Raw genomic sequence first — 24,442 nt, forward strand, 5'->3', positions numbered from 1 at the left:
TCATCAGCCCTTCTGAAGCTTTTCTATCTGACTTTTCAGCTGGATGTTTTCCATCTGCAGATCGAAGATCTGATTCTCAAACTCGGAGCATTTCGCCTGGAGCTCCTGGAACCGCTTGTCTTCCTTCTGTCCCTCCAGCTTCAGCTTTTCCATCGCCTCCCGGGTCTGCTTGTAATTCTTTTTCGCGTCCTCCCAGAGCTTGATGTAATGCGCGGAATCTCTCTCCAGCTGCTGATTCGCGACGCGGAGCCGCTCCATTTCCTCCTGCTGGTCAAAATACTCCTCCGCAATGTTGATGGAGGACAGCACCGCGACAGCGCCGGTGCCGTTCCGTCCCATCACTTTGGAAACAAGGTGCATACGATCATCCACATAATCCGCGATTCTCTCGATTTCCTCCTGAGTCTTATCTCCGGAAATACTGTAGGTCTGTCCGTAAATCTTAACTTCTACTTTGTCACCCATGGTTTCTCCTTTTTTCTTTGTTCCTTAATCACGCAGCACCGCATGGAAGCGCTCCTTCAGCATCTCGACGACCTCCGCATGAGCTCTGTCGGCTTCCTCGTCGGTCAGTGTCCTGTCGCTGTTCCGGTAGGTCAGGCTGAAGGCCACGCTCTTCTTCCCGCGCCCGACCTGCTCGCCGCGGTAGACGTCGAACAGACGGATGTCCTCCAGAATGCCGGCTTCCATCTCCTTCACCGCCGCTTCAATTTTTCCGACCTCCAGATCCTCATCGACAATCAGCGCCATATCTCTGGAGGTTGCCGGATATTTCGGCGGATGCCGGTACTGCACCTCCCGGTCTGACAGTGTCAGAATCAGGTCGAAGAACAGCTCCGCACAGTATGCTCTGGTTCCGATTCCGAAGTTTTCCGCCACGTCGGGATGCAGTTCTCCCATGATTCCCAGCTCCGTGTCGTCTCCGTTGCGGTCGCGGGCAATGATGCGTGCGCATCTGCCGGGATGATAGACGCCGTACTCGCTTTCTGTAACAAAGGTAAGTTCGCCGATGCCCATCTTGTCCAGCAGGGCGCAGACCATTCCCTTCAGCGTAAAGAAATTCTCCTTTTCCCCGTAGCATCCGATACTCAGATTGCAGGACTCGTCCGGAAGCCCGTCCGGCTCCAGCAGGTTTTTCATAAAGGTATTTCCGATCTCATAAGCCCGGACGGCCTCGATATTTCTGGCGTAGTTTCTGCCCAGAACCTCCAGCATTCCCGGCGTCAGAATCGTCCTCAGAGCAGAGGTGTCCTCTCCCATCGGGTTGATCATCCGAACGAAATTCCGTTCCCAGGAATCCTGATCGATCCGGCACTGATCCAGCACTCTGTCATTGGAGAAGGAGTAGGTCTGAATCTCGTTCGCGCCCATTCCGCAGAGGGTCACGCGGGCGAGTTCTCTCAGATCCCAGTCCTTCGGGAAAGGCGCGGCCGACGATGTGTCCGGAAGTGTCATCGGAAGATTGTCGTAGCCGTACATCCGGGCGACCTCTTCCACATAATCCACCTCCTCCAGCAGATCCTGCCGGACGGTCGGAGGAGTGATGTACATTTCGTCGCCTTCTCCTTCCACCTTCATTTCCAGTCCGTTGAAATAGGACACCATCTGCTCCCGGGAAATATCTGTTCCCAGCACTTTGTTGATGCGGCTCACTCGCGCCATGACCGTCGGCGCCTTCTCCGGGTTCGGATAAACATCGACGGAGCCGTCGAGGACTCTGCCACATCCGAGCATTTCCACAAGCCTGCAGACGCGGTCTGCCGCGGCGGAGCAGAGATTCGGATCAATGCCCTTCTCATACCGTCCGGAAGCCTCCGTCCGCATTCCCAGAGCCTTGGCCGTAAGACGCACACTGCTTCCGAGGAAGTTGGCGGATTCAATGACCACCGTATCGGTATCCTCCACGATTTCAGAGTTCAGTCCGCCCATGACGCCGGCTACTGCCACCGGCTTTTCCGCATCGTTAATCATCAGATTATCCGCATGCAGCGTCCGCTCTGTTCCGTCCAGCGTGGTGAAGCGCTCGCCCTCCTTCGCGGTGTCCACGATAATCTCCCCGCCGGCGAGACTTCTGATATCGAAGGCGTGGAGGGGCTGCCCGTATTCCAGCATAACAAAATTTGTAATATCCACCATGTTGTTGATCGGACGCATGCCGGCCGCCATCAGTCGCTTCTGCAGCCACCAGGGGGACTGCCCGATCTTCACATCCCGAATGACCCGCGCGGTATACCGCTTGCACAGCTCTGACCGAACCGATACCCGGATGTAATCTGCCGCGTTTTCTCCGGCCTTTTCGCATTCCGTGTCAGGATAGCGCACGGTCTTTCCGAAGGTTGCCGCAGCCTCTCTGGCCATTCCCAGCATGGACAGGCAGTCCGGACGGTTGGGCGTAATCTCGAAGTCCACGACGCTGTCCTCCAGTGCAAGGCATTCGGCGAAGTCCTGTCCCAGTTGTTCGTCCCAGTTTCCGGGCAGAATCCAGATCCCGTCTTTTGAAAACATCGGTGCAACCTTGTCATCGAATCCCAGCTCCTGCGCAGAGCAGAGCATACCGTCGCTCTCAACGCCCCGCAGCTTGCCTCGGGTGATCTTGACTCCGCCCTCTGTCTTGGGCTGGCCGTGAAGCGGTCCAGGAATCACGCTTCCGTGAACCGCGACGGGGACAAAGGCTCCCTCGAAGATATTTCCGGCTCCCGTTACCACCTGAAGAAGCTTCTCCTCGCCTATATTGATTCCGCATACCACAAGCTTATCCGCATCCGGATGCTTCTCTATTTTATCGATTCTTCCTACTTTAACGCCGCTTATTCCTGTTCCGATTTCCGTGCAGGTTTCAATGTTCGACCCGGACATGATCATCCGATCGCAGAACTCCTTTACCGGAACATCTATATCGACGTAGTCCCTTAACCAATTAACTGATACTATCATTCCTGCTGTGACCTCCTCATATTGTCAAATACAGATTGCGTATTTTTCAATGTTTCTTGCTTCTGACTGATTTCTATTTGAACTGATTGATGAATCTCATGTCGTTCTCATACAGAAGCCGGATGTCATCAATTCCGTATTTCAGCATCGCGATTCGCTCTACGCCCATTCCGACCGCGAATCCTGTGTATTTTTCCGTATCGATTCCGCCGACACGGTGTACGTGCGGATGCGTCATCCCGCAGCCCAGGATTTCGATCCAGCCGCTTCCCTTGCAGACGTTGCAGCCCTTCCCGCCGCACTTGAAGCAGGAAACGTCCATCTCTGCGCTGGGCTCGGTGAAGGGGAAATGGTGAGGGCGGAATTTGGTTCTCGTTTCCGGTCCGAACAGCTGTTTAGCCATATGATCCAGAGATCCCTTCAGATCTGCCATTGTAATGTTCTCGCCGATTACCATCATTTCCACCTGATGGAAGGTGGGAGAATGGGTGGCGTCCGGCGTGTCGCACCGGAAGCAGCGTCCGGGAATCACGATTTTATAGGGGAGCGGAAGCTCCTTCTCGGCCCGCACCTCACCGGAGGAGGTATGCGGACGGAGCACGATGTCCTTTCCGATATAAAAGGTATCCGACATGTCCCTGGCCGGGTGGAATTCCGGCGAGTTCAGTCCGTCAAACGTGTTGAACACGGTATCGACCTCCGGACTCTCGTAAACGGAATATCCCATGGAGCGGAAAATTCCGACAATCTCGTTTATGACCTGCGTAATCGGATGTTCAACGCCGATCGTGACCTGCACGCCGGGTTCAGTGACATCGATCTTCTCTTCCCTGAACCGGGCTTCTCTGGTCTTTTCGCGAACCTGTTTCACCCGTTCCCGGAGCATTTCCTCAAACTGGGCCTTCGCCCTGTTGGCGGCCATCCCCATTTCCTTTTTCTCTTCTCTGGAGAGCTTGCCCATTCCTCTCAGAATCTGGGTCAGCTGTCCCTTCTTGCCCAGGACGCGGACCCGGATCGCTTCGGTCTCTTCCAGAGTACCGGCTTCCTTCAGCTGCTCCCTTGCTTCCGCTAATACCTTTTCTAATTTTTCCTGCATGTTTTCTTTACCTCATATTTATTTTGTCCGCATGGCCTCGTACATCAAAATGCCGGCGGCCACGGATGCGTTCAGTGATTCCAGCGCTCCCTTCATCGGGATTCGGAGACGGACGTCCGCCTGATCGATCAGACTCCTGCTGGCGCCGTTCCCTTCATTTCCGATTACCAGTGCGATATTTTCTGTAAGGTTTACATCATAATAGATACAGTCGCCCTCGAGACACGTCACCACAAGACGTTTCTTCAGAGGACGTATCAGATCGAATAATTCCTGCTCGGAAGCCACCGTCAGGATCGGCATCCGAAACAGCGATCCGGCTGCGGCTCTCACCACCTTGGGAGAATATACGTCCGCCGTTCCCTTCAGGCAGATCACAGCTCCGTATCCGGCGCCCTCCGCAGTCCGGATAATCGTTCCGATGTTGCCGGGATCCTGAAGCCTGTCCAGAACCACCACATTTCTGCGGGAAAGCAGCATGGGCAGCTCATCTTCCCGGCAGCTCCGCTTCTTTACGATTCCCAGAATTCCCTGGCTCGTTTCCGTCTGCGCAAGCGTATCGAACAGTTTTCTGTCCATGACATAATAACGTACAGGGAAATCGGTACTCTGACTCCAATCTTCTCTCAGAATCAGCCGGTCCAGATCCGCGCCGTATTCAATGGCCTCCTGAATCAGATTCTCTCCCTCGATCAGATATCGTTCCTCCCTGTCCCGGTACTTCTTCCGGGTCAGCCGCTGACATTCCCTGTATATTCGGTTTTCCTTCGATGAAACCCTGTTTTCCATGTTGTAAAGCAACTTCCGGCAATAGTATTAAAAAGCCGGCTTGCACCACCGGCTTTTCAAAAGCTAACTTGATTATTTAGTGTTCAGAAAGGTCGGGATATCGAACTTGCTGTCCGATGGATCTTCCTCTCTGGCTCCTTCGAAAATTTTCTCCAGCGTAACCTCGGTGCCGTTGATGCCATCTTCCGTAACAATTTTCCTCGGCGAACGCGCGGATTCCGGCAGCTTGAAATCGCTGGTATCCGGTCCGGGCTGGCCGCTCTCGAAGCCTGTCGCAATGACCGTGATGGAAATCTCGTTGTTCATCTCCTCACTGACGGATGCGCCGAAGATCAGAATAGCCTCCTTGTCTGCCTGTTCCTCGACGAGGCTCGCGATCTCGTTCACCTCCATCATGCCCAGATCGTAACCGCCGGATACGTACAGCAGAATCGCCTTAGCGCCGTCGATTCTCGTCTCAAGCAGCGGACTCTCGATTGCCGCCTTGACGGCCTCCTTGGCTCTGTCCTCGCCGGAGCCGTGCCCGACGCCCATATGCGCGACGCCCCGGTCGGTCATGACCGATCTCACATCTGCGAAGTCCACGTTGATCAGCGCGAAGTCCGAAATCAGGTCGGAGATGCCCTGCACGCCCTGGCGCAGTACGTCGTCCGCCATCGCAAACGCGTCGATCATCGTCGTATTCTTCTCACAGTTCTCCAGCAGCTTGTCGTTCGGAACGATGACGAGTGAATCCACATATTTCTTCAGAAAGTCCAGTCCGAGATCGGCCTGTGCCTTCCGTTTCTTGCCTTCAAATGAAAACGGTTTGGTAACGACGCCTACGGTGAGGATCCCCATGTCCTTCGCCGCCTTGGCGATGATCGGAGCAGCGCCGGTTCCGGTGCCGCCTCCCATTCCCGCGGTGATGAACACCATGTCAGTCCCCTCAATGAGATCCGCAATCACATCCAGCGTCTCTTCCGCAGATTTCTGTCCGATCTCCGGATTTCCGCCGGCCCCCAATCCCTTGGTCAGTTTCTCGCCGATCTGAATCTTTGTTTCAGCATTACAGCGCCCCAGCGCCTGACTGTCTGTATTAACCGCGATATACTCCACACCCTGCAGGTTCGTTTCCAGCATTCTGTTAACCGCGTTGCAGCCTCCGCCGCCGACGCCGATCACCTTTATAACAGCTCCGCTCGTCTGTTCATTTTCAAATTGCAACATTTATACTGCCTCCTTGGATCCCATATTAGTGATATTTTATCATATAATATGGACATTTGCACGAATTTTTTATTAAAATGAGGGAGAAAACGATATATAATTATGATCTCCCAGCGATATCGTCCCGCGCTTTGTCTTATTCTGATACAGTTTGTTGATCACCTTCTGCAGGTTGCCGCTGTCGATGGCCTTTTTCATCTGTTCCGGCGTCCCCTTTACAATCAGCGTATCGTACACGTACGCCCGTATCGTGCGCTTCTGCACTTTTATCTTCTTGAAGTACAGATCGCCCCGGCTCATGGTGGAAACCATTTCCAGCGTCTCCCTCAGTGTTTCCTTCTCTTCCGCACGGACCGTTTTCCCGACTCTGATGCGGCTCAGTGTCAGACCGGAAAGCGTCGTAAGCTTGGGATCTGTTCTGGCGATCCGGAGCACCCGTCCCTCCTCGTCGATGACGACATAACGGTTGCCGTAAACGATTGCGGCGACCTGCTTTCTCTCTGTCACCTGTATCTCCAGCGTGGACGGCAGATGTCGCTTCACCTTCACCTTTGCAAAATAAGGATCCTGCAGGAGACGTTCCCGTATCTCTTTTTTCCCGGGACGGAACACCAGGTTTCTTCCGGTGACCGCACCGCTCATATTGATGACCTCCTCGTCAGTGTAATACACATTTCCCGATACCGTGACTGTCTTGATATTGAATACCGGTGACGCCAGAAACACGGCGCACACTGCAATGAGAATCAGCGCGATCAGAAACCGCCTCAGCAGATTCTTCTTTCTGCGTTTTTTCTTTTTCCGGGGGATCTCCCTGTACGGAATATCTTCCGCCGCGCCCGGATCTTCCATATTCGGCTGCTCCGCGTCCGATACCTCCGCGGATGCTGCTTCAGCGGAAGCAAGACGTGTGTATTTTTCCTGCTCCATCGTTTTCCCTCACAGGCTTTTCCTGATTTCTTCGTAAATAAGCTCCGCGGAATTATGGGGAACACAGCTTCGGCTCGCTTCTCCCATGGCGTTTCTTTTCTCCGGATCCGATTCCAGCCTGTTCACCTCGGCGATCAGCCGTTCCGGCGTCAGTTCTTTCTCCTCGATTAAGACGGCGCCGCCCCGGTCCGCAACTGATCTGGCGTTAAAATACTGATGATTTCCCGTAACGTTCGGTGAAGGAATCAGAATGGACGGACGGCCGCTGACACAGATTTCCGCCACAGACAGCGCCCCTGCCCGGCCGATCACCAGATCCGCCGCCGCAAGATAGCCCGGCATGTCGCTGATGTATGAGCATACACGGATATTCTGTCCGGTTTCAATCCCCTGCCTCCGGATTTCTTCACAGATTTCATCATAATACTGGCTGCCCGTTCCGAAGAGCAGAACCTTCCCGGAGCATCCCTGAAATGTTTTCATCAGTTCAAACACCACTTCATTGATGCGTTCGGCGCCCTGACTTCCGCCGAAGGAAAACACCGTGAACTGATCCTCTCCGATTTTCAGTCTGTCCCGCGCTTCTTTTCTTCCCACGCGGAAAAAACTGTCCCGCACCGGATTTCCGGTTACCACATGCTTCTCCGGTTCATGAAAATAATCCGACGCCTCCGGAAAACCCAGAAATACTTTGTCCACAAAACGCTCCAGGCTTTTGTTGGCCATGCCCGGAAACGCGTTCTGTTCATGAATAAAACACCTCGCACCGTAACGATGCCCCGCGTACAGCACCGGAAAGCACACGTAACCTCCGCTCCCGATGACCGCCTCCGGCCTGAACCGCTTCATAATGCGCATAGACTGACTGATCCCCCGCAGCGTCGTGAACCCTGTGTCCACGATCTTGAGGGCGTTGCTTCGGTCAATCCATTTCGCCGCAACCATCTCCATCGGATAGCCGGTTCCCGGCACGATGTCCTTTTCCAGACCGATTTCATTGCCGATATAGAGAATCTGCGAATCCGGCTCTCTTTTTTTTATCGCGTCCGCAATGGCGATGGCGGGATAAATATGTCCGCCCGTTCCACCGCCAGTTACAATCGCTCTCATATCAAACTCTCTCTTTCTCTGCGTTCACGCTCGCGCTCCCGCACGCGCTGGACGCGGTTCTGTTTCTTCTTTTTCTGTTCCGGGTTCAGCGTCCTGCTCTGTCTCGAGATATTCAGGACAACCCCGGCCATCCCCATGAATATCCACAGTGCGTTTCCTCCGTAGCTCACAAAAGGCAGCGCAATACCGGTAGGAGGCATGGAAGATGTGACCACCGCCACATTAAGCACCACCTGAATTCCGATCATCAGCGTAACGCCGCCGGCCAGCAGCATGCCGAACTGATCCGGCGCGTTTATGGCCACCATACTGCACCTCCATACGAGAAGCACGAACACAAGCATCAGGATCAGAACCCCCACAAGACCCAGCTCCTCGCCGATAATCGCGAGGATGAAGTCATTCTGCGGTTCGGGAAGATACAGATTCTTCTGCACGCTTTTTCCCAGCCCGAGGCCGAACAGCCCTCCGGTTCCCAGCGCCAGCAGCGACTGCACCGCCTGGAATCCGTCACCCTGCGCATCCCTGAACGGATCGGTGAAACTGGTCAGACGGTCTCCCCAGTAGGTTCCGGTCTGACTGAGGATGAACAGTCCGCCGCCGCCGAGCACGAACGCTCCGATGAGGTACCTCCACTGAAGCCCTGACAGAAACATCATTCCCGCAATAATTCCGACGACAGTGATCGCCGTGGAAAGATTCGGCTGCTTGATGATCAGCATCCCCAGCAGCGCCATGAGCGCCGCCATCGGAAGAACGCCCCGCTTCAGGGACAAAACCCGGTTCGGTTCATCCGCGAAAAAGGACGCCGTGAATAAAATCGCCGCGACCTTCGCGATTTCTCCCGGCATGATGGACAGCGGGCCCATCCGCAGCCAGCGCGTCGCTCCGTTCGTAGTCACGCCCAGCGGCGTAAACAGCAGCACCAGGAGCACGACGCTCAGAATCAGCAGTACCCAGTCAAACCTCCGGTAGAGATGATAGTCCACCACCGATGTGACATACATCAGCGCCGCGCCCGTCAGTGCGAAAAAAAGCTGTTTCCGCAGATATGTGTACGGCGTTCCGCTGTAGTTGATCGAATTATAATAACTCGCGCTGAACACCATCACGACCCCAAAGATCACCAGGATGACCACCAGAAGAAGCACCGTGAAGTCGCACTGTCTCAGTCTTTTCAGGATGCTGAGTTCCTCTGATAACTTCGTTCTCGACCGCTTTTTCATTTACACTCCCAACCGCGCGACACATTCCTTGAAATGCTCTCCGCGCTGTTCGTAGCTGTCATACATGTCCCAGCTCGCGCATGCCGGCGACAGCAGAACCGTATCGCCCGGTTCAGCCAGCTCCGCCGCTTTCTCCACGCACTCTGCCATGTCTCTGCAGTATACATAATCTGAAAATCCCGCCCGGTCGGCCGCCTCCTGAATCAGATGCGCGTCCCGTCCCAGCAGAACAAGCTTCTTCACTCTTCCCGGGAACTCTCTGACGAATCCGTCAAACTCCTGTCCCTTGGCGTCTCCACCCGCAATCAGAACAATGTTCCGTTCAATCGCCTTCAGCGCCGTAATCGACGCGTCCGTGTTCGTTCCCTTGGAATCGTTGTAATATCTGACGCCGCCGTGCTCACCGCAGAACTCAATCCGGTGCTCCACGCCCCGGAATTCACAGATCCCCTTCCGGATCGCCGCCGGATCGACGCCTGCGAAATAACAGATCGCCGCCGCCGCCAGCACATTCTGCAGATTGTGCTTTCCGATGATGCGGATGTCCTCTCTCCTGCAGATTTCTGTCAGCTCTCCGTCCCTTCCGCGAATCACCAGTCTGTCGTCTTTCACAAAGGCCCCGAACTCCAGCTCCTCCTCGACGCTGAACGGAACCACACCCGCTCTGCAGCCCTTCGCCAGCGCATAACAGGCCTTGTCGTCATAATTGATCACGAGCCATCCGTCCGCGGACTGATTGGCAAAGATTTTCGCTTTTGCCGCACCGTAGGCCTCCATCGTATGGTGCCGGTTCAGATGGTCCGGCGTAAGATTCAGGATTGCTGAAACCACCGGCTTGAAATACCGCGTCGTCTCCAGCTGAAAGCTGCTGCATTCCGTGACGAGCCAGTCCTGCTCTTCCGCTGCGGCAGAAGCGCTGATCACCGCAACTCCGATATTTCCCACGACATGGGTCTTTCTCTTCGCTTTGACAAAGATCTCGCCCACCAGCGTCGTTGTGGTCGTCTTTCCGTTGGTTCCGGTAATCGCCACATAATTCCCCCTGCCTATCCGATAGGCGATTTCAAGCTCTCCGATAATCTCCGCGCCTTTTTCCTTTGCCTCTTGAACAAAGGGAAGTTCCGGGCTCACTCCCGGGCTGAGCACCAGCATATCGAAGCAGCCCATATCCGGCGGCATCGTATTCAGATAAAACTGCGCGCCCTGGGTGCGAAAGAAATTCAGCAGGTTCCCGTCAAGGTCCTCTTCCTTCTTCGAGTCCTGCACCGACACCAGCGCCCCCAGCCGAAGCAGCGCCTGCGCCGCAGCGATTCCCGAACGGCCGAAGCCGACCACCAGGATCCGCATCCCCTTCATATTTTCTCTGTTCGTCATTTTCATCATCTCCATCCAGATCCTCAATGCTTTTCTCCTCCGGCAGAGACTGTCGCGGAGCACTTCATAATTCCTCTCAGATTTTCAGGATCCCGTATGCGACGGCACAGCAGACCGCCGCCGCGATCCAGAACATGAGGACAACCCTTTTTTCCGGCATTCCGCCTTCCTCAAAGTGGTGATGAATCGGCGCCATCCGGAACACGCGCTTTCCGGTCGTCTGGAACGAGACGACCTGAATGATCACCGACAGTGCTTCCATCACAAAGACAAAGCCCGCAAACGGGATCAGCAGTTCTGCCTTTGTCATCAGAATCGCCGCCGTCATGCCTCCGCCCAGAGCCATGGAGCCCGTATCGCCCATAAACACCCGGGCCGGATATTTGTTATATACCAGAAAACCGATGCACGCGCCGCAGACCGCGCACAGATAAAATGCGCTGGGATAGCTGGCGAATATGTTCGCGACGATCGCGAAGAAGAACGCGAAGATCGCGGATACTCCGCCACAGAGTCCGTCCATTCCGTCTGTCAGGTTCACCGAATTCGCCATCGCCACCAGAACAAAGGCGACGAAGGGCACAAACCAGATTCCGAAATCGACGTTGCGATCGATGAACGGCACCCATACCTGACTTCCCATGTCGGTGAACTTCATGATGTAGACGCCGAACAGGACTCCTGCCAGAATCTGCAGAACCAGCTTCTGCCACGCCCGCAGTCCGAGGTTGTGCTTCTCAGTGACCTTGATGAAATCATCCAGAAATCCGATCAGGCCGAACGCCAGACCGACCAGGATGATGATCCAGGTATCGCGGGTCGGGCGCGTACCGATAATCGTACACATGACGATGGCCGCATAAATTGCGATTCCACCCATCGTCGGCGTTCCCTGTTTCCTGAGATGGGACTTGGGCCCGTCCTCGCGGATGAACTGCTGGAACTGCCTGTGCTTCAGAATCGGAATCTCGATGGAGGTCAGCACCACACTTGCGATGACCGCCAGAACAATAACAACACCAAATTGATAAGCTCTCATGTTTCTTTCCCCTAACCGTTAATGATTTTGTCGGCGATCTCCCAGAAGTGTCTGGTCATGGAAGCTTTTGTCAGCACCAGATCGCCCTCCTTCAAAAGTTTCGGAAGCTCCGGATACAGATCTTCCTTTTCGTCAAAATACAGAGCGTCGCAGCCGGCTTCCCGTGCGCCTCTTACGATTTCCGCCGCCTTCGGCTCTATCCCGACGACCAGTGAAATCCCGTGTTCCGCCGCGTACCTGCCGACTTCATAGTGGAGTGCGGGCGTGTCGTCTCCCAGCTCGTTCATCGCGCCCAGGATCGCCACCCGGCGTTCCGCCGGCGTTGCCTCCATGGTGCGGACTGCGGACTTCACTGAATCCGGAGCGGCGTTGTAGGAATCGTCCAGCACGCGGATTCCGCGGGCCTCTCTGACCTTCAGACGCTTCCCGGTCAACTGCAGCTTACGCAGCCCCTCCGCCGCCTGATCCATAGTGACGCCGTACTGTGCGCACGCCGCGACCGCCAGTGCAGCGTTCAGAGCGTTGTGCGCGCCCGGAACGTTCAGCCGGAATTCCCGGGATTCTCCGCCCGCCGTAAGTGTGAAGCTCACGCCTTCCAGACCCATGTCCCGAATGTCGGAAACCACGTAGTCCTCCGTACCGGTCTCACCTGCGGTAATCACTTTATAATCGCCGTGAATCCTGCTGCGTTTCAGCAGATCGCAGGACTCATTGATAATCAGAACATTGTCTCTGCCGAAGAAATCGGTAATCTCCATCTTCGCTCTGTAAATATTTTCCCGGGAGCCCAGATTTTCCAGATGACTGATCCCCACATTCGTAATGACCGCCACCTCCGGCCTGGTCATATCCGCCAGGCGGTGAATCTCGCCGGCGTGCTCCATGCCCTCCTCCAGAACCGCCATCTCCATCGTGGAGTCGAAGGTGAACACGGTCAGCGGGATCCCCACATCACTGTTGTAGTTCTTGATGGGGCGTCCCGTCTTATACTTTTCGCTCAGGATATAATAGACCATGTCCCGGGTGGAGGTCTTTCCGACGCTTCCTGTCACCGCGATTTTTCCGACCCCGATTTTGTCCAGGTAATAATGGGTCAGTGCCTGCAGGCCCGCCAGTGTATCCCGCACCAGGATGACGTTCGCGTCAGCGAGTGCCTCTGCCGCATCACTTTCGGAAATCAGGAAGGTCTTTCCTCCCTGTTCCGCGACCTGACGGACAAACCGGTGCGCGTCCGTATTTTCTCCCAGCAGCGCCACAAACAGATCGCCCTGCTGAAAAATTCTGGAATCCGTGCACACGCCCGTGACAACAGCGTCTTCCTTCCCGGCCAGCAGCTGACCGCCTGTCGCGTCCACGATTTCTCTGATCGTAATGGCATCCATTTTACATTCCTCTACTTTCTGTAAAGATATACGGTATCGCCTTTATTGACTTTGGTTCCGGCCTTCGGATACTGATCCACAATTTTGAAATCAGTTTTTCCGTTCTTGACGGCCGGACTCACCTGATATTTAAGTCCCTTCTTACTCAGGATCGCCGCAGCCTGTGCGTAAGTTTTCCCGGCAAGTCCGGGCAGATAAACAACGTTCTGGCTTTTCTCTGAGGAGCTGGTGTATTTGGGACTTATCTCCATATAGGTCAGCGCCTTTTTGAAGAAGGTTCCTGCCACCGGTGCGGCGACCGCGCTTCCGTACTGGCTTCCCTTAGGACTGTCCACGACAACGAGAACCGCCAGTTTCGGATCCTCCATCGGCGCCATGCCCAGGAAGGAGGAATAAGTGTCCTTTGTGTACTTTCCGTTCACAACCTTGTCCGCGGTGCCGGTTTTACCTCCGATCCGGTAGCCCGCGACGGCCGCGTTTTTACCGCCGCCCTTTTCCACCACGTATTCCATGATATCCTTCATTTCGTTCGCGGTTTTCGTGGAGATGACCTTCCGGACTTTCTTTGTCTTAAAGGTCTTCACTGTCTTTCCGCTGCTGTCGGTCATCCTGCTGATGATCCGGGGCTGCATCAGAACGCCGTCGTTTCCGATCGCGCAGGCTGCCGTCAGAATCTGTATCGGCGTCAGCGCGATGCCCTGTCCGTAGGACATGGTCGCGAGATCCACATTGGTCAGCGAGGATTCGTTCTTGATAATCGCAGAGGTTTCCGCAGGCAGATCCACATGCGTCTTATCGGTGATTCCAAACATTTCCAGATAATTGTAGTATTTCTTTTTTCCGAGCTTCTCCACCAGACGAACCTGCACCGTATTGCAGGAATTTCCGACCGCCTGGGTAAGGGTCTGGTTGCCGTGCCCCGCTTTGTTCCAGCAGTACAGGCGTGTTCCGTTCACCAGAATGGAGCCGCTGTCATAATATCGCGTGGTCGGCGTCGTCACCCCTTCCTCCAGCGCCGCGGAGGTTGTGACCAGCTTGAAGGTGGAGCCCGGCTCGTAAAGATCGCTGACGATGGGGTTGCTCCACATCTTGCTGAGATAGCTCGTCTGCTGTTTGGTCGTCATCTTATTGAAGGCGGCGAGCTCCGTCCCGGAAACCGGCTCCGTCGCGTTGTTGGGATCAAAGGACGGATTAGTGACACACGCCAGAATATCTCCTGTCTCCGGATTCATGACAAGACACATAATCCGCTTCGCCTGTGTCTTTTTCATCGCGGCGGCCACCGCCTTTTCCACGTAATTCTGAAGCACCTCGTCGATGGTCAGATACAGATTGTATCCGTCCTTTGCCTGATAGAGCTTCTGCGAACCGTAGGACAGCGTATCTCCGTTGAGGTCGGTTTCCTTGATCCATCTTCCTGAGACTCCGCTCAGATAATTGTCGAACTGCGCTTCGATTCCGCTGCGTCCCACATTGTCATCGGTAACACTCCCCAGCAGTTTCGCGGCGGTCGTGCCCAGCGGATAGTAGCGCTTCGTGCCCTCCGTTATCTCAAGGCCTGTGATATCCAGTTCCCGAATCTTATCGCATTGTTTTTTGTCCAGATATTTCGCCAGGCGCACCAGATTCGACTTGGATTTCAGCCGGCTCTTAATAGTGGACGCCTTCATATCGAGGATCACCGCCAGCTTTGTGGAAATCTCATCCAGCTTGGTGTCGCTGACGTAGTTTTCTGTTATCTGCGCCGGCCGGACCCACACGGAATAACAGATGGCACTGGACGCCATCTCCTTCCCGTTTTTGTCATAAATCACCCCGCGGTTCGCCTCGATGGTACTGTCGCTCATCTGCTGGCTGATCGCCTTCTGGCTGTAATCCTCCGCCCTGACGATCTGAATCCACGCGGTCCGCAGTGCAAGCACCAGTACCAGCGCCAGTATCATCAGGAACACGATGATGATTCTCTTCTTGCTTTTCATTCCGACCTTTGACATATAGTCTGAACCACTCCTGTTCATTACGAAAAAACCAGACAGCCGTTTCTGTATGAAGTTGTCTGGTCACCGTCTATTCAATTATAATAGAAAACGCATCAAGAATAAAGGATTAATTGTATGCTTCCCTGCGGATCACCGCGGCGAAATTCCGCCTGGGCGTATCGCTGTCTTTCAGATAAACACAGTTGTCCGAGGTCGGATAAACCATCCCCAGTTTCGATTTCGCCACCTTCTCGATGTGATCTACGTTATTGGCTGTTTTGATTTTCACGTCCAGTGTATCCACTTCACCCTGCAGCGCTTTGTTCTTCGCGATCAGAGCATTGTTCTCACAGCGGATTTCCGCCGCGTATGCGGTCATCACCACCATCGCCACACAGACGCAGCCGATCATGACGATCGCCGCCAGTATTCTTCTCTTATCAATTACACTCATGATTGACCCCTAAATCTTCTCACACACCCGCAATTTGGCGCTCCGGGCGCGTGGATTCAAATCCAGCTCCGACGCTTCCGCCACGATGGGTTTCCGCGTCACCTTTCTGATATCGGCCTTTTTCCCGCATACACAGACGGGAAATTCCGGCGGACATGTACACGGATCCGCTCTTTTCTGCAGTTTCTGTTTGACGATCCGATCCTCAAGGGAGTGGAAGGTAATGATACAAAGTCTTCCGCCCGGATTCATCACATCCAGATACTCGTCAACCGCCCGCGACAGCTCGCCCAGTTCATCGTTCACTTCAATCCGTATCGCCTGAAACGTCCGTTTCGCCGGATGCGGACCTGACCGCCTCGCCCCGGCCGGAATGGCTTTCTTGATAATTTCCACCAGCTCCGACGTACTCTCTACGGGTTTTTCAGCGCGCGCCCGCACAATGAAAGCCGCGATTCTGGAGGCCCATCGTTCCTCGCCATACTCCCGGATGATCCGTGTCAGCTCATCACGGTCATAACTGTTGACCACGTCATACGCAGTCAGATCGTCCTCCCTGTTCATCCTCATGTCCAGCGGCGCGTCCTGCATATAGGAAAACCCCCTCTCCGCGTTATCCAGCTGAAAGGAGGAAACGCCGATATCCAGCAGCGCCCCGTCTATTTTCTCAATCCCTTTTTCCGCCAGTACCGTTTTGATGTCGGCGTAGTTGCTTTGAACAAAGTACTTCCTGCAGCTGAATTCCTGCAGCCGCTTCTCTGCCGCCTCCAGCGCATCCCTGTCTCTGTCGGTTCCGATCAGCGTTCCCTGCTCTGACAGACGTTCACAGATATGAAAGGAGTGTCCCCCTCCCCCTAACGTTCCGTCCACATAGACGCCGTCCGGTCTGATATTGAGATTTTCGATGCACTGATCCAGCAGCACCGGCGTGTGCCTGAATTCCATAGCCGCTCCTAAAAATTGTACTTCGCGAGAGCTTCTGAGTAGTCCTCCGTCTGCATGCTTCCCTCGTTGTCGGGAGTTTCCCATACCTCCCGGCTCCAGATTTCGATTTTCTTCATCGCCCCCATCGTCACCAGTTCCTTGGTGATTTTCGCGTAATCGATCAGAGGCTGCGGAATAACAATCCTTCCCTGCTTGTCGAATTCACACTCGACCGCATTTGCATAATGATCCCGGATGTATTCCCTGACCTTCGGATCCGACTCCGGAAGTTCCGCGATTTTCTCAGTGAGTTTATCCCACTCGTTCATGGAGTAAATGTACAGGCACGTATCTAACCCCTTCGTCAGGACGCATTTGCCTGCAAGCTGATCTCTGTGCTTCGAGGGCACGATCAGCCTGTTCTTCGCATCTATGGAGTTATAATACGTGCCCATGAACATTTTGGCTGAACTCCTCTTCTACCCCTTTATCTTTTGATACAAATCCATTCTACACCACTTCACACCACCTTTCAAACATTTTTCACCACTAAATTGTCATCTAACACCACTTTTCTCCACCAAACACCATTCTCTTTCCCAGGCATAACAAAAAAGCCACAAGATATTGTGGCTTTCCAAAAATCGTATCCCAATTAGCGGATCCCTTTTATGAGTTTTTCTTTTTCCTGCCGGGTGAGTTTTTTGATCGCCGCCTCCCGGCGCATCGCTTCGTTTTTTGTGTCAAAGGATTCATAATACGCCAGCTCCACGGGAAGCCTGGATCGGGTATATCTGCCGCCCCGCCCCGCGTTATGCGCCGCCAGGCGCTTCTCCAGATCGTTCGTCCATCCTGTGTACAGGCTTCCGTCGCCGCAGCGAAGAATATAGGTGTAATTCATTCCTCCCGACTCTCCGGTTTCTGCGCGGGCTCCGGCCGATCCTGCGTTTGCACTCTCTGCGCGGGCTCCGGCTGCTCCTGTGTTTCCGTTCTCCGCACCCCCATCAGGCACTCCACATTGGTCGCTCCGTTCACCCGGGTTCGAAACGCATAGAGTTCCTCTGCATCGTCATCCTGTCCGAGTGAAATCTCCGGCCGGGCCGCAAAGATCTCAATGTCAGTACCCAGAGCGGCTTCGCGCATAAAACGGATATTGATTGAAGTCACTTCCTTCTCACAGATCTCGGGGATATAGTTCCAGAGCAGATCAGAATAGTTCGCGTTGTTCATATGACGGTTCATATCGCAGTCGCTGTAAAAGACATGGTGCTCCCCCACCGGCTCGAACCGCAGATCCTTCGGGAAATGATACCGCCGGGGGATCGAAAGTGTCAGCGCCTCATCCTGTTCGTATTCTGTGATATCGATTTCATTCGTTCCACAGAGTTTTCCGGTGATCCGGTTGGCCACCGCCCATTCGCTGTATGCCTCCGCCACCAGCTCGTCCCCGCGCAGAATCTCATAGCAGCGCGGAAAAGTCGCCGCCTTCCCCGGACAGATCCACGTGTGTGCCTCTATTTTATCGTATTGCTGAAGCTGCGCGTGGATTTTGATGTTCATGCGGGTGACGATAAACGCCTTGCCGTCAAAAAAAAGGTCATAATACGACGGCTTGCGGTCCCTCATCTGATGGTTCGCCGTCTCCTGCATGTACCGGACGAGATTCGTCGGCTTGATATGATTGTTCTGATCTACATCATGACAGGTCACTTCATAGTGCTCTGAATATTTCATAATTCCCCCCTACTGTAAATGCGTACCTGAACACAGGCGTCAATCAGGGCGTGCTGGGTACGCCTTAATTATATAGCATACGCGAATTTCAAGTCAAACGACAGAACCCTTAATTTGTACAAAAACAAAAGGGTAATCAAAGTTTTTTAGGGTCTCTGTTCATTCGGGTCTAACAGTGGGCTCCTTCCGTGGGGTCTGACAATGGGGGCAGTGCGTAGGGGCAAAAGAACTCAAAATGATTAGAGGAGGCCGTGATTGCCTCCTCTATGCTTCTTCATTTATCATATAACTGCAACGATTTTAAAATGAAAGGAGCATACATGAATGATATCATAAGATTTCTTGAATTAGAAGACCCTGCAATAACAATCGAGGACATCTCCACAGAGGGACGTGTCAAAACGGTTACGTTGTCGACACCACCGGAGATCAGATTCTGTCCCCGGTGCAGCTTTCGAATGCATTCCAGAGGGATCAGGATCCGAAGGGTCAATCATCCGATATTGCAGGACACGTATCAGTTAGTCCTTTTACTGAAGCAGCGGCGCTGGCGCTGTACGAACGGGCAATGTCGATATGAAGAAAATGAATCTTTTAATTTCATAAGTAAACACCGTCGGAACACAAACGCAGCCGACTTTCTCATCGTCAATGAATTCCGGGATCTGACTAAGTCTGCCGCAGATATCGCAAGGAAGTTCAACACTTCTGACACATACGCCATCAACGTATTTGACCGGTATGTCAACATGAAGAGGATTGCCCTGACGGATGCGATCAGCATCGACGAAGTTCATCTCGACATCGATCAGATATGTCAATATGCGCTGGTCGTTCAGGATTTTCATACAGGAGAAGTGATTGATCTGCTCGAAAGCCGCAGGCAGAATGTGACTGAACCATACTTCGCATCCATTCCAAAGGAAGAACGTTTTGCCGTTCAATATCTCATCACGGACATGAACAATGAATATCTTCGCTATGTTGAGAGATACTTTCCGAACGCAGTATCTGTCGTAGATTCTTTCCATGTGATCCAGTGGATCGTCAAAGAACTTGCGGATTTCATACGCGATCTGCAGAATACGATCAGAGAGCGTGACGAAATACGGCAGAAAAAACTGTCGGAAAAGGCCGGACACCAGGTAAGGCTTCCAATGTCCGATGAACTGTATCTGCTGAAGCACTACCGTTTCCTTTTACTTTCCAATGCAGATTCCATCACATATCACGAGGAACCACACATGGACCGGCACTTCAGATGCCTGATGAGAACCTCCGATTACAAGGAACGCTTTTTTCTCATTGATCCCGCGTTGAAAGAACTCCATGATCTGAAAGAGCGTTATGTGCGATTCAACACAGTAAATGCCGGCAAGCCTCAAAAGGCGGCAATCGAATTGAATCAACTGATCAATGACTACGCCCATTGCGATCACGACATCTTTATCCGTTTTTCCAGACTCCTGAAACGACACAGGGAACCTATCATCAACTCATTCGTTCTGATGGAACGGCTTGATAAAAACGGGGGCGCTATCATTTCGAGATTGTCCAACGGTCCTATCGAATCCACGAACAGAAAGGCCAAAGATCTGAAACGGATGGGGCGGGGTTTCCGTAATTTCAACCATTTTCGGAATCGGTTCCTCTTTGCTTCAAGAAACGATCCCCAATTAAACGGACGCGAGCCTGTCGGACAAGACCGGCCTCGTTCTTTAAGATACCGGAACACAGTTCCTAAGAGTAAACAGCGCGTCCTGAACGCTGAGCTCGAGTCGATTCTCGAAATGTACGACTGCTCAAAGGACGAGCTTCTTTCCCTTCGGCACTGGGTGGCTGAAGGCAACAGTCCTTTTAACAACCCGGATAGGATCCTCAATGAAGCGGGGCTTCCATGTGACTTCATTGCTGCCAGCAGAATACTGGACGAAGCCTTTCTTGACATCAATAAGGGAGGTGATTTGAGATGACCACCTATCAAGAACTGCATCAACATATCCTCGATCTTGAAACGGATCTCGATTTTCAAACAACGGAATTAAACTGCCTGTACGGATTCCTGTCCTGGATGAATCTATGGGATGAATTCATCTATTTCAGAAACCATGCTCATTCTGAACAAAATGAAGACGAACCCTTCCCACGTCTGGTACTTTAACCTAAACTCTCATTAAGAAAACTGACATCAGAATCGTTGCAATTCAAAGCGGAGATCACTTATCGATCCTCCGCTTGATTTTCCGTTCAGTTCTTGTTTGTTCAGACCCCATAGTTCGCCCCTAATGAACGACCCCACAGACTGTCCCTAACGACAGACCATAACGAATGACATCTGACCCTAATGCTTTCCCCCAAAAAACTTTGACAAACCCTAAAAAACTTTGATTACCCAAACAAAAAAGAAAAGGCGCGGTTTTCACAAACCGCGCAGCATGCCGGAGGCATTTCCCCGGATGTCTATTCCGAAGCCTTTTTGTCTCCGTCACACAGATTTTTCTCCGCATCCTCCAGGGCCGCCAGCACCTTGTCAAGCGCCGCATCCACCCTGACCAGATCCACCTGATCTGCGTATTTATCCGACAGAAACAGCCTCTCTCTGATTTTCTTTGCCTTGTCCGCCTTGTCCGCAAGCTTCAGAAACAGTTCGAAGTTGCTGCTGTCGAACGCACGCCTGTAGCTGTCCAGATCCTCCTTGATCGCCGCAACCAGCGCATCCGTATTCTCAGGCTCCCCGATGAAATGCTCATAGGGCGTCACCCTCTGAAGGTAGATTGTCTCGTTCTCCTTCATCTCATACACATACTGAACGACGAAATCCTCCGAAAGCGCAAAGGTTACAATATTGATGTAGCCCGGCATCGTCTTGATCTTGGTCGCCCCCATCTGTCTCAGGATATTGTTGACAATATTGTCTGCCACCTGATCACTAAACATAGCATTCTCCTTTCACTACAGAATCGCAAAACGTACCAGCAGGAAAATCATTGCGATGAATACCGTGAGAATCATCATCGGGAATCCGACCTTGGTATATTCGTTGAAGGAAATCGGATAACCGTTCTTTCCCGCTATTCCGCAAAGCACCACGTTCGCCGACGCGCCGATCTGTGTGCCGTTTCCGCCCAGGCAGGCTCCCAGTGAAATCGCCCACCACAGCGGCGTGATATCCATTCCCTGCTTGCCCATGGCAATGATCAGCGGAATCAGAGTCGCCACAAACGGAATATTGTCCAGAATCGCAGACAGGATTGCAGAAGCCCACAGCAGAATCAGCATCATCACGATCGGATGTCCGCCGGACAGATCCATAATCATGGTCGCCAGCTGTTTGATGACGCCGGTCTCCACCATACCGCCGACCACGATGAACAGTCCGAAGAAGAAGAGGATCGTCGGCCACTCTACGTCCATGACCACCTCTTCGATATCCTGCTTTCCGATCACCATCATAATGGCTGCCGCCGTCAGCGCCACCGCGCAGCTCTCGATACCGAACTTGTCGTGCACCATGAACGCGATGATAATCAGTACGATCATCACGATCGCTTCCTTCATCAGAAGCGGATCGACGATCGCTTTTTTCTCATCCAGCTCCATGATTTCCTGCACCGCTTCCGCATCCGCGTTCAGATGCTTTTTGTACAAAAATTTCATGGCAAAGATCATCGCCACCAGCCCGATCACACAGGCAACTCCGGTGTTCTCAAGGAAGTCCGCGAACGTCAGACCCGCGGCGCTGCCGATCATGATGTTCGGCGGGTCGCCGATCATGGTCATGGTTCCGCCGATGTTGGACGCCAGTATCTGCCCCAGCAGAATCGGCACCGGATCGATTTTCATCATCTTGGCCAGCGTGATCGTCATCGGCCCCATCAGAAGAACGGTGGTCACGTTGTCCAGGAAGGCGGAACAGATGGCGGTAATCACGATGAACGCCACCATGATCTTCCACGGATCTCCATGAGACAGCTTAGCTGCTTTGATCGAGATGTATTCAAACAGTCCCGAGTGCTTGATTACGGCGACAAAGAGCATCATGCCTACCAATACGCCGATGGTATTGAAGTCAACATACCCGATTGCCGAGTTCACATCCAGAATCCCGAAGAGCAGCAGCAGAACGACGCCGGCCAGCGCGGCAGCGGTTCTGTGCACCTTCTCCGTAATGATCGCACCAATCACTACGACAAAGATCAGGATGGCAATAATTTCCTGATGCAAAACAAACCTCCAATAGTTACAAAAGTATTTTTCCCACAATTACGGATTGTACCACGGGGAATCTGGCAATGCAACCGGAAAAAACGTTTTTCTTCCTATATTTATAAAGTTTAATCAAAGTTTAAAGTCTGCTTCATCAACAGTTAATATTTCGGGCCCTCAATCCCTTCAAAACAGTCAACTTTCTGACATTTCAGTGTCTATTTGCTGACATCGTAGGCCGCGTTTTCCGGGTTCCAGTGAACCTTCATAAGATAATCGAACAATTCATCACCGGCCTGCCTCTTAAACAGTTCCAGCAACGCCCTGTGTTCTCGATTTGTCTGCAGCAGGATCTCCCTTGTCTTTCCTTCCGGATCGTCCACATAGCTCTTCTTCAGCAGTTTGCTTTTCATCTTCTCAAGCTGCTCAATCAGTGTATCATTTCCGCATTTCTGCGTGTACACATTGTGAAACGCCGTCTGCTGCATGTGATACATTTCAAAGTTCGCCGCCTTAATCGCCACATCCATGCTTTCCACATAGAAGGACATATTGGCGAGATCCTTTTCCGTCAGCTGCCCGCAGGCGCTTTTCGCGGCGTACCCGTCCAGAAGGCCAATTACCACGTAGAGCTCCTTCACCTCCCTCTCCGACAGCGCCCGCACCACGAAGCCCTTTCTGGCCCGGTTGTGCAGAACGCCTTCCGAGGCGAGCTGAATCAGAGCCTCCCGCACCGGCGTCCGGCTGATATTCAGTTCTTCACAGATTGCAGCTTCGTTAATCTTGTCCTCCGGCTCAAGATTCCCCTCCAGGATCTGCTCCGCAATATAATCGTAGACATGGTCCTTCAGAGATTTGTATTTCTCCATTTCTGCTCCTATAATCCAATCATCAGTCTTTGATCAGATTTTCTCCTTTCTCCCGTTTTCTCCTCCATCACACTTGATTTCTTCTTATTATAGCATATTTTAAAAAAATCAAAACCCTATTGACACTCAAAATATATTGTATATAATATATTATACATCGACCGATTACTAATTCATGGAAATCCAGGAACAGGAGGAACAACAATGAAGAAGTTCAATCATGTTATCGTAAGAAGACCCTGCAGAGCTCTGGTGGAGGGCATCACCAGCGGACTGTATCCGGGCAAACCGGATTATGAAAAGGCTCTGCGCCAGCACGACGACTACATCAGCGCGCTCAGCAGATGCGGCGTGGACATCACCATTCTTCCACCGGACGAGAGATATCCGGACTCCGTATTCGTCGAGGATCCGGCTCTGATCACCAGCAAGTGCGCGATCATTACTAATCCGGGCGCACCCTCCAGAAACGGGGAAAAGGAAGAAATCATCGACGCGGTGCGCAAGTTCTTCCCGGAGGACAAAATTGAGCACATCACTGCACCGGGAACCCTGGAAGGCGGCGACGTCATGATGGTCGGCGACCACTTCTACGTCGGAAGATCCGCCAGAACCAACGAAGAAGGCATCCGTCAGCTGACTGAAATCCTGGCGAAATACGGCATGACCTGCAGCGAGGTCAAGCTGGAGGAGGTTCTTCACCTGAAGACCGGCGTAAACTATCTGGAAGACAACAACATGCTGGTTTCGGGAGAATTCGTCAACAAACCTGACTTCGAAAAATACAACAAGACCGAAATCCCCGAGGACGAGGCCTATGCGGCGAACTGCATCTGGGTCAACGATACCGTCATCGTGCCGGAGGGCTATCCCACCGTACTGAAGAAGGTGCAGGACCTGGGTTACAAAACTCTAACCGTCGACACCTCCGAATTCAGAAAGCTGGACGGCGGACTCTCCTGCATGTCCCTGCGGTTCTGATCCCGCGGACCCGAGGCCTTATGGCACAAAACGCCAGATAAAAAGGCGACCGAATCACAATGTTGAACTCAGGAATTCAAACAAATTATGACGAGTGAATCCTTCATTCGTCTAACCTGAAAACAGCGGCCATACAAGCAAGCAGTAATTTGTATGGCCGCTGTTTTTATCGTGCGTGCCGCCGTGCAAAGGCAAAAAAGACATAG

Annotated in this window: 23 protein-coding genes; 3 read left to right on the forward strand and 20 right to left on the reverse strand. The window is 52.9% G+C overall.

Going from position 1 to position 24,442, the window contains the following annotated elements; genetic code table 11:
* Positions 1–3: 3 nt before the first annotated feature.
* The 17 genes from BHK98_RS03355 to BHK98_RS03435 all read right to left on the reverse strand — a co-directional run bounded on the left by BHK98_RS03355 (position 4) and on the right by BHK98_RS03435 (position 18,180).
* Complete coding sequence (locus tag BHK98_RS03355) at positions 4–465, reverse strand: cell division protein ZapA (RefSeq protein ID WP_075712182.1); 462 nt, start codon at positions 463–465, stop codon at positions 4–6.
* Positions 466–489: 24 nt separating this feature from the next.
* A complete protein-coding gene (gene pheT / locus BHK98_RS03360) occupies positions 490–2,934 on the reverse strand; it encodes a phenylalanine--tRNA ligase subunit beta (protein ID WP_075712183.1) in 2,445 nt (814 codons plus the stop codon).
* Positions 2,935–3,007: 73 nt separating this feature from the next.
* Entirely contained in the window at positions 3,008–4,030 is a 1,023-nt protein-coding gene (gene pheS, locus BHK98_RS03365) for a phenylalanine--tRNA ligase subunit alpha (protein ID WP_075712184.1), read from the reverse strand.
* An 18-nt stretch (positions 4,031–4,048) separates the two neighbouring features.
* On the reverse strand, positions 4,049–4,819 hold the full coding sequence (locus BHK98_RS03370) for a TrmH family RNA methyltransferase (RefSeq protein ID WP_075712185.1): 771 nt from the start codon (positions 4,817–4,819) through the stop codon (positions 4,049–4,051).
* Between the two features lie 72 nt (positions 4,820–4,891).
* Positions 4,892–6,028 (reverse strand): cell division protein FtsZ, encoded by a 1,137-nt coding sequence (gene ftsZ / locus BHK98_RS03375; protein WP_075712186.1) that lies wholly within the window; start codon positions 6,026–6,028, stop codon positions 4,892–4,894.
* Positions 6,029–6,100: 72 nt separating this feature from the next.
* Positions 6,101–6,958, reverse strand: coding sequence for a cell division protein FtsQ/DivIB (locus BHK98_RS03380; RefSeq protein WP_075712187.1), 858 nt, complete (start codon positions 6,956–6,958; stop codon positions 6,101–6,103).
* Between the two features lie 9 nt (positions 6,959–6,967).
* Positions 6,968–8,068 carry an undecaprenyldiphospho-muramoylpentapeptide beta-N-acetylglucosaminyltransferase gene (gene murG / locus BHK98_RS03385; RefSeq protein WP_075712188.1) on the reverse strand — a complete coding sequence of 367 codons (1,101 nt, stop codon included), beginning with the start codon at positions 8,066–8,068 and terminating at the stop codon, positions 6,968–6,970.
* Entirely contained in the window at positions 8,065–9,294 is a 1,230-nt protein-coding gene (gene ftsW, locus BHK98_RS03390; protein WP_075712189.1) for a putative lipid II flippase FtsW, read from the reverse strand. Before ftsW ends, murG begins: the two co-directional genes overlap by 4 nt.
* Positions 9,295–10,668, reverse strand: coding sequence for a UDP-N-acetylmuramoyl-L-alanine--D-glutamate ligase (gene murD / locus BHK98_RS03395; protein ID WP_075714951.1), 1,374 nt, complete (start codon positions 10,666–10,668; stop codon positions 9,295–9,297). It lies immediately after the preceding gene.
* A gap of 76 nt (positions 10,669–10,744) precedes the next feature.
* Complete coding sequence (gene mraY, locus BHK98_RS03400; RefSeq protein WP_075712190.1) at positions 10,745–11,707, reverse strand: phospho-N-acetylmuramoyl-pentapeptide-transferase; 963 nt, start codon at positions 11,705–11,707, stop codon at positions 10,745–10,747.
* Between the two features lie 11 nt (positions 11,708–11,718).
* Positions 11,719–13,089 carry a UDP-N-acetylmuramoyl-tripeptide--D-alanyl-D-alanine ligase gene (locus tag BHK98_RS03405; RefSeq protein ID WP_075712191.1) on the reverse strand — a complete coding sequence of 457 codons (1,371 nt, stop codon included), beginning with the start codon at positions 13,087–13,089 and terminating at the stop codon, positions 11,719–11,721.
* 11 nt (positions 13,090–13,100) lie between these two features.
* On the reverse strand, positions 13,101–15,083 hold the full coding sequence (locus BHK98_RS03410) for a penicillin-binding transpeptidase domain-containing protein (RefSeq protein WP_075712192.1): 1,983 nt from the start codon (positions 15,081–15,083) through the stop codon (positions 13,101–13,103).
* Positions 15,084–15,195: 112 nt separating this feature from the next.
* On the reverse strand, positions 15,196–15,522 hold the full coding sequence (locus tag BHK98_RS03415; RefSeq protein WP_075712193.1) for an FtsB family cell division protein: 327 nt from the start codon (positions 15,520–15,522) through the stop codon (positions 15,196–15,198).
* A 9-nt stretch (positions 15,523–15,531) separates the two neighbouring features.
* Entirely contained in the window at positions 15,532–16,467 is a 936-nt protein-coding gene (gene rsmH / locus BHK98_RS03420) for a 16S rRNA (cytosine(1402)-N(4))-methyltransferase RsmH (protein WP_075712194.1), read from the reverse strand.
* Between the two features lie 8 nt (positions 16,468–16,475).
* Complete coding sequence (gene mraZ / locus BHK98_RS03425; protein ID WP_075712195.1) at positions 16,476–16,907, reverse strand: division/cell wall cluster transcriptional repressor MraZ; 432 nt, start codon at positions 16,905–16,907, stop codon at positions 16,476–16,478.
* Between the two features lie 194 nt (positions 16,908–17,101).
* Positions 17,102–17,347, reverse strand: a complete 246-nt coding sequence (locus BHK98_RS03430) for a GIY-YIG nuclease family protein (RefSeq protein WP_075712196.1) — start codon at positions 17,345–17,347, stop codon at positions 17,102–17,104.
* Complete coding sequence (locus BHK98_RS03435; RefSeq protein ID WP_075712197.1) at positions 17,344–18,180, reverse strand: acyl-[acyl-carrier-protein] thioesterase; 837 nt, start codon at positions 18,178–18,180, stop codon at positions 17,344–17,346. Before BHK98_RS03435 ends, BHK98_RS03430 begins: the two co-directional genes overlap by 4 nt.
* 320 nt (positions 18,181–18,500) lie before the next feature.
* Between BHK98_RS03435 and BHK98_RS03440 the strand changes: the two genes are divergently transcribed.
* Both BHK98_RS03440 and BHK98_RS03445 read left to right on the forward strand, forming a co-directional pair.
* Positions 18,501–20,153, forward strand: coding sequence for an ISL3 family transposase (locus tag BHK98_RS03440; RefSeq protein ID WP_158024447.1), 1,653 nt, complete (start codon positions 18,501–18,503; stop codon positions 20,151–20,153).
* Positions 20,150–20,341, forward strand: a complete 192-nt coding sequence (locus BHK98_RS03445; protein ID WP_075712099.1) for a hypothetical protein — start codon at positions 20,150–20,152, stop codon at positions 20,339–20,341. Before BHK98_RS03440 ends, BHK98_RS03445 begins: the two co-directional genes overlap by 4 nt.
* Positions 20,342–20,640: 299 nt before the next feature.
* On the opposite strand, the gene BHK98_RS03450 is transcribed toward BHK98_RS03445, so the two are convergent.
* The 3 genes from BHK98_RS03450 to BHK98_RS03460 all read right to left on the reverse strand — a co-directional run bounded on the left by BHK98_RS03450 (position 20,641) and on the right by BHK98_RS03460 (position 23,255).
* On the reverse strand, positions 20,641–21,117 hold the full coding sequence (locus BHK98_RS03450) for a hypothetical protein (RefSeq protein ID WP_075712198.1): 477 nt from the start codon (positions 21,115–21,117) through the stop codon (positions 20,641–20,643).
* Positions 21,118–21,132: 15 nt separating this feature from the next.
* Positions 21,133–22,404 carry an ArsB/NhaD family transporter gene (locus BHK98_RS03455; RefSeq protein ID WP_075712199.1) on the reverse strand — a complete coding sequence of 424 codons (1,272 nt, stop codon included), beginning with the start codon at positions 22,402–22,404 and terminating at the stop codon, positions 21,133–21,135.
* A 200-nt stretch (positions 22,405–22,604) separates the two neighbouring features.
* A complete protein-coding gene (locus BHK98_RS03460) occupies positions 22,605–23,255 on the reverse strand; it encodes a GntR family transcriptional regulator (protein WP_075712200.1) in 651 nt (216 codons plus the stop codon).
* Positions 23,256–23,459: 204 nt separating this feature from the next.
* On the opposite strand from BHK98_RS03460, the gene BHK98_RS03465 reads away from it, so the two are divergent.
* Positions 23,460–24,236, forward strand: a complete 777-nt coding sequence (locus BHK98_RS03465; RefSeq protein ID WP_075712201.1) for a dimethylarginine dimethylaminohydrolase family protein — start codon at positions 23,460–23,462, stop codon at positions 24,234–24,236.
* Positions 24,237–24,442 lie beyond the last annotated feature (206 nt).

Origin of the sequence: Hornefia porci, assembly GCF_001940235.1 — a bacterium.
GTDB lineage: Bacteria > Bacillota > Clostridia > Peptostreptococcales > Anaerovoracaceae > Aminicella > Aminicella porci.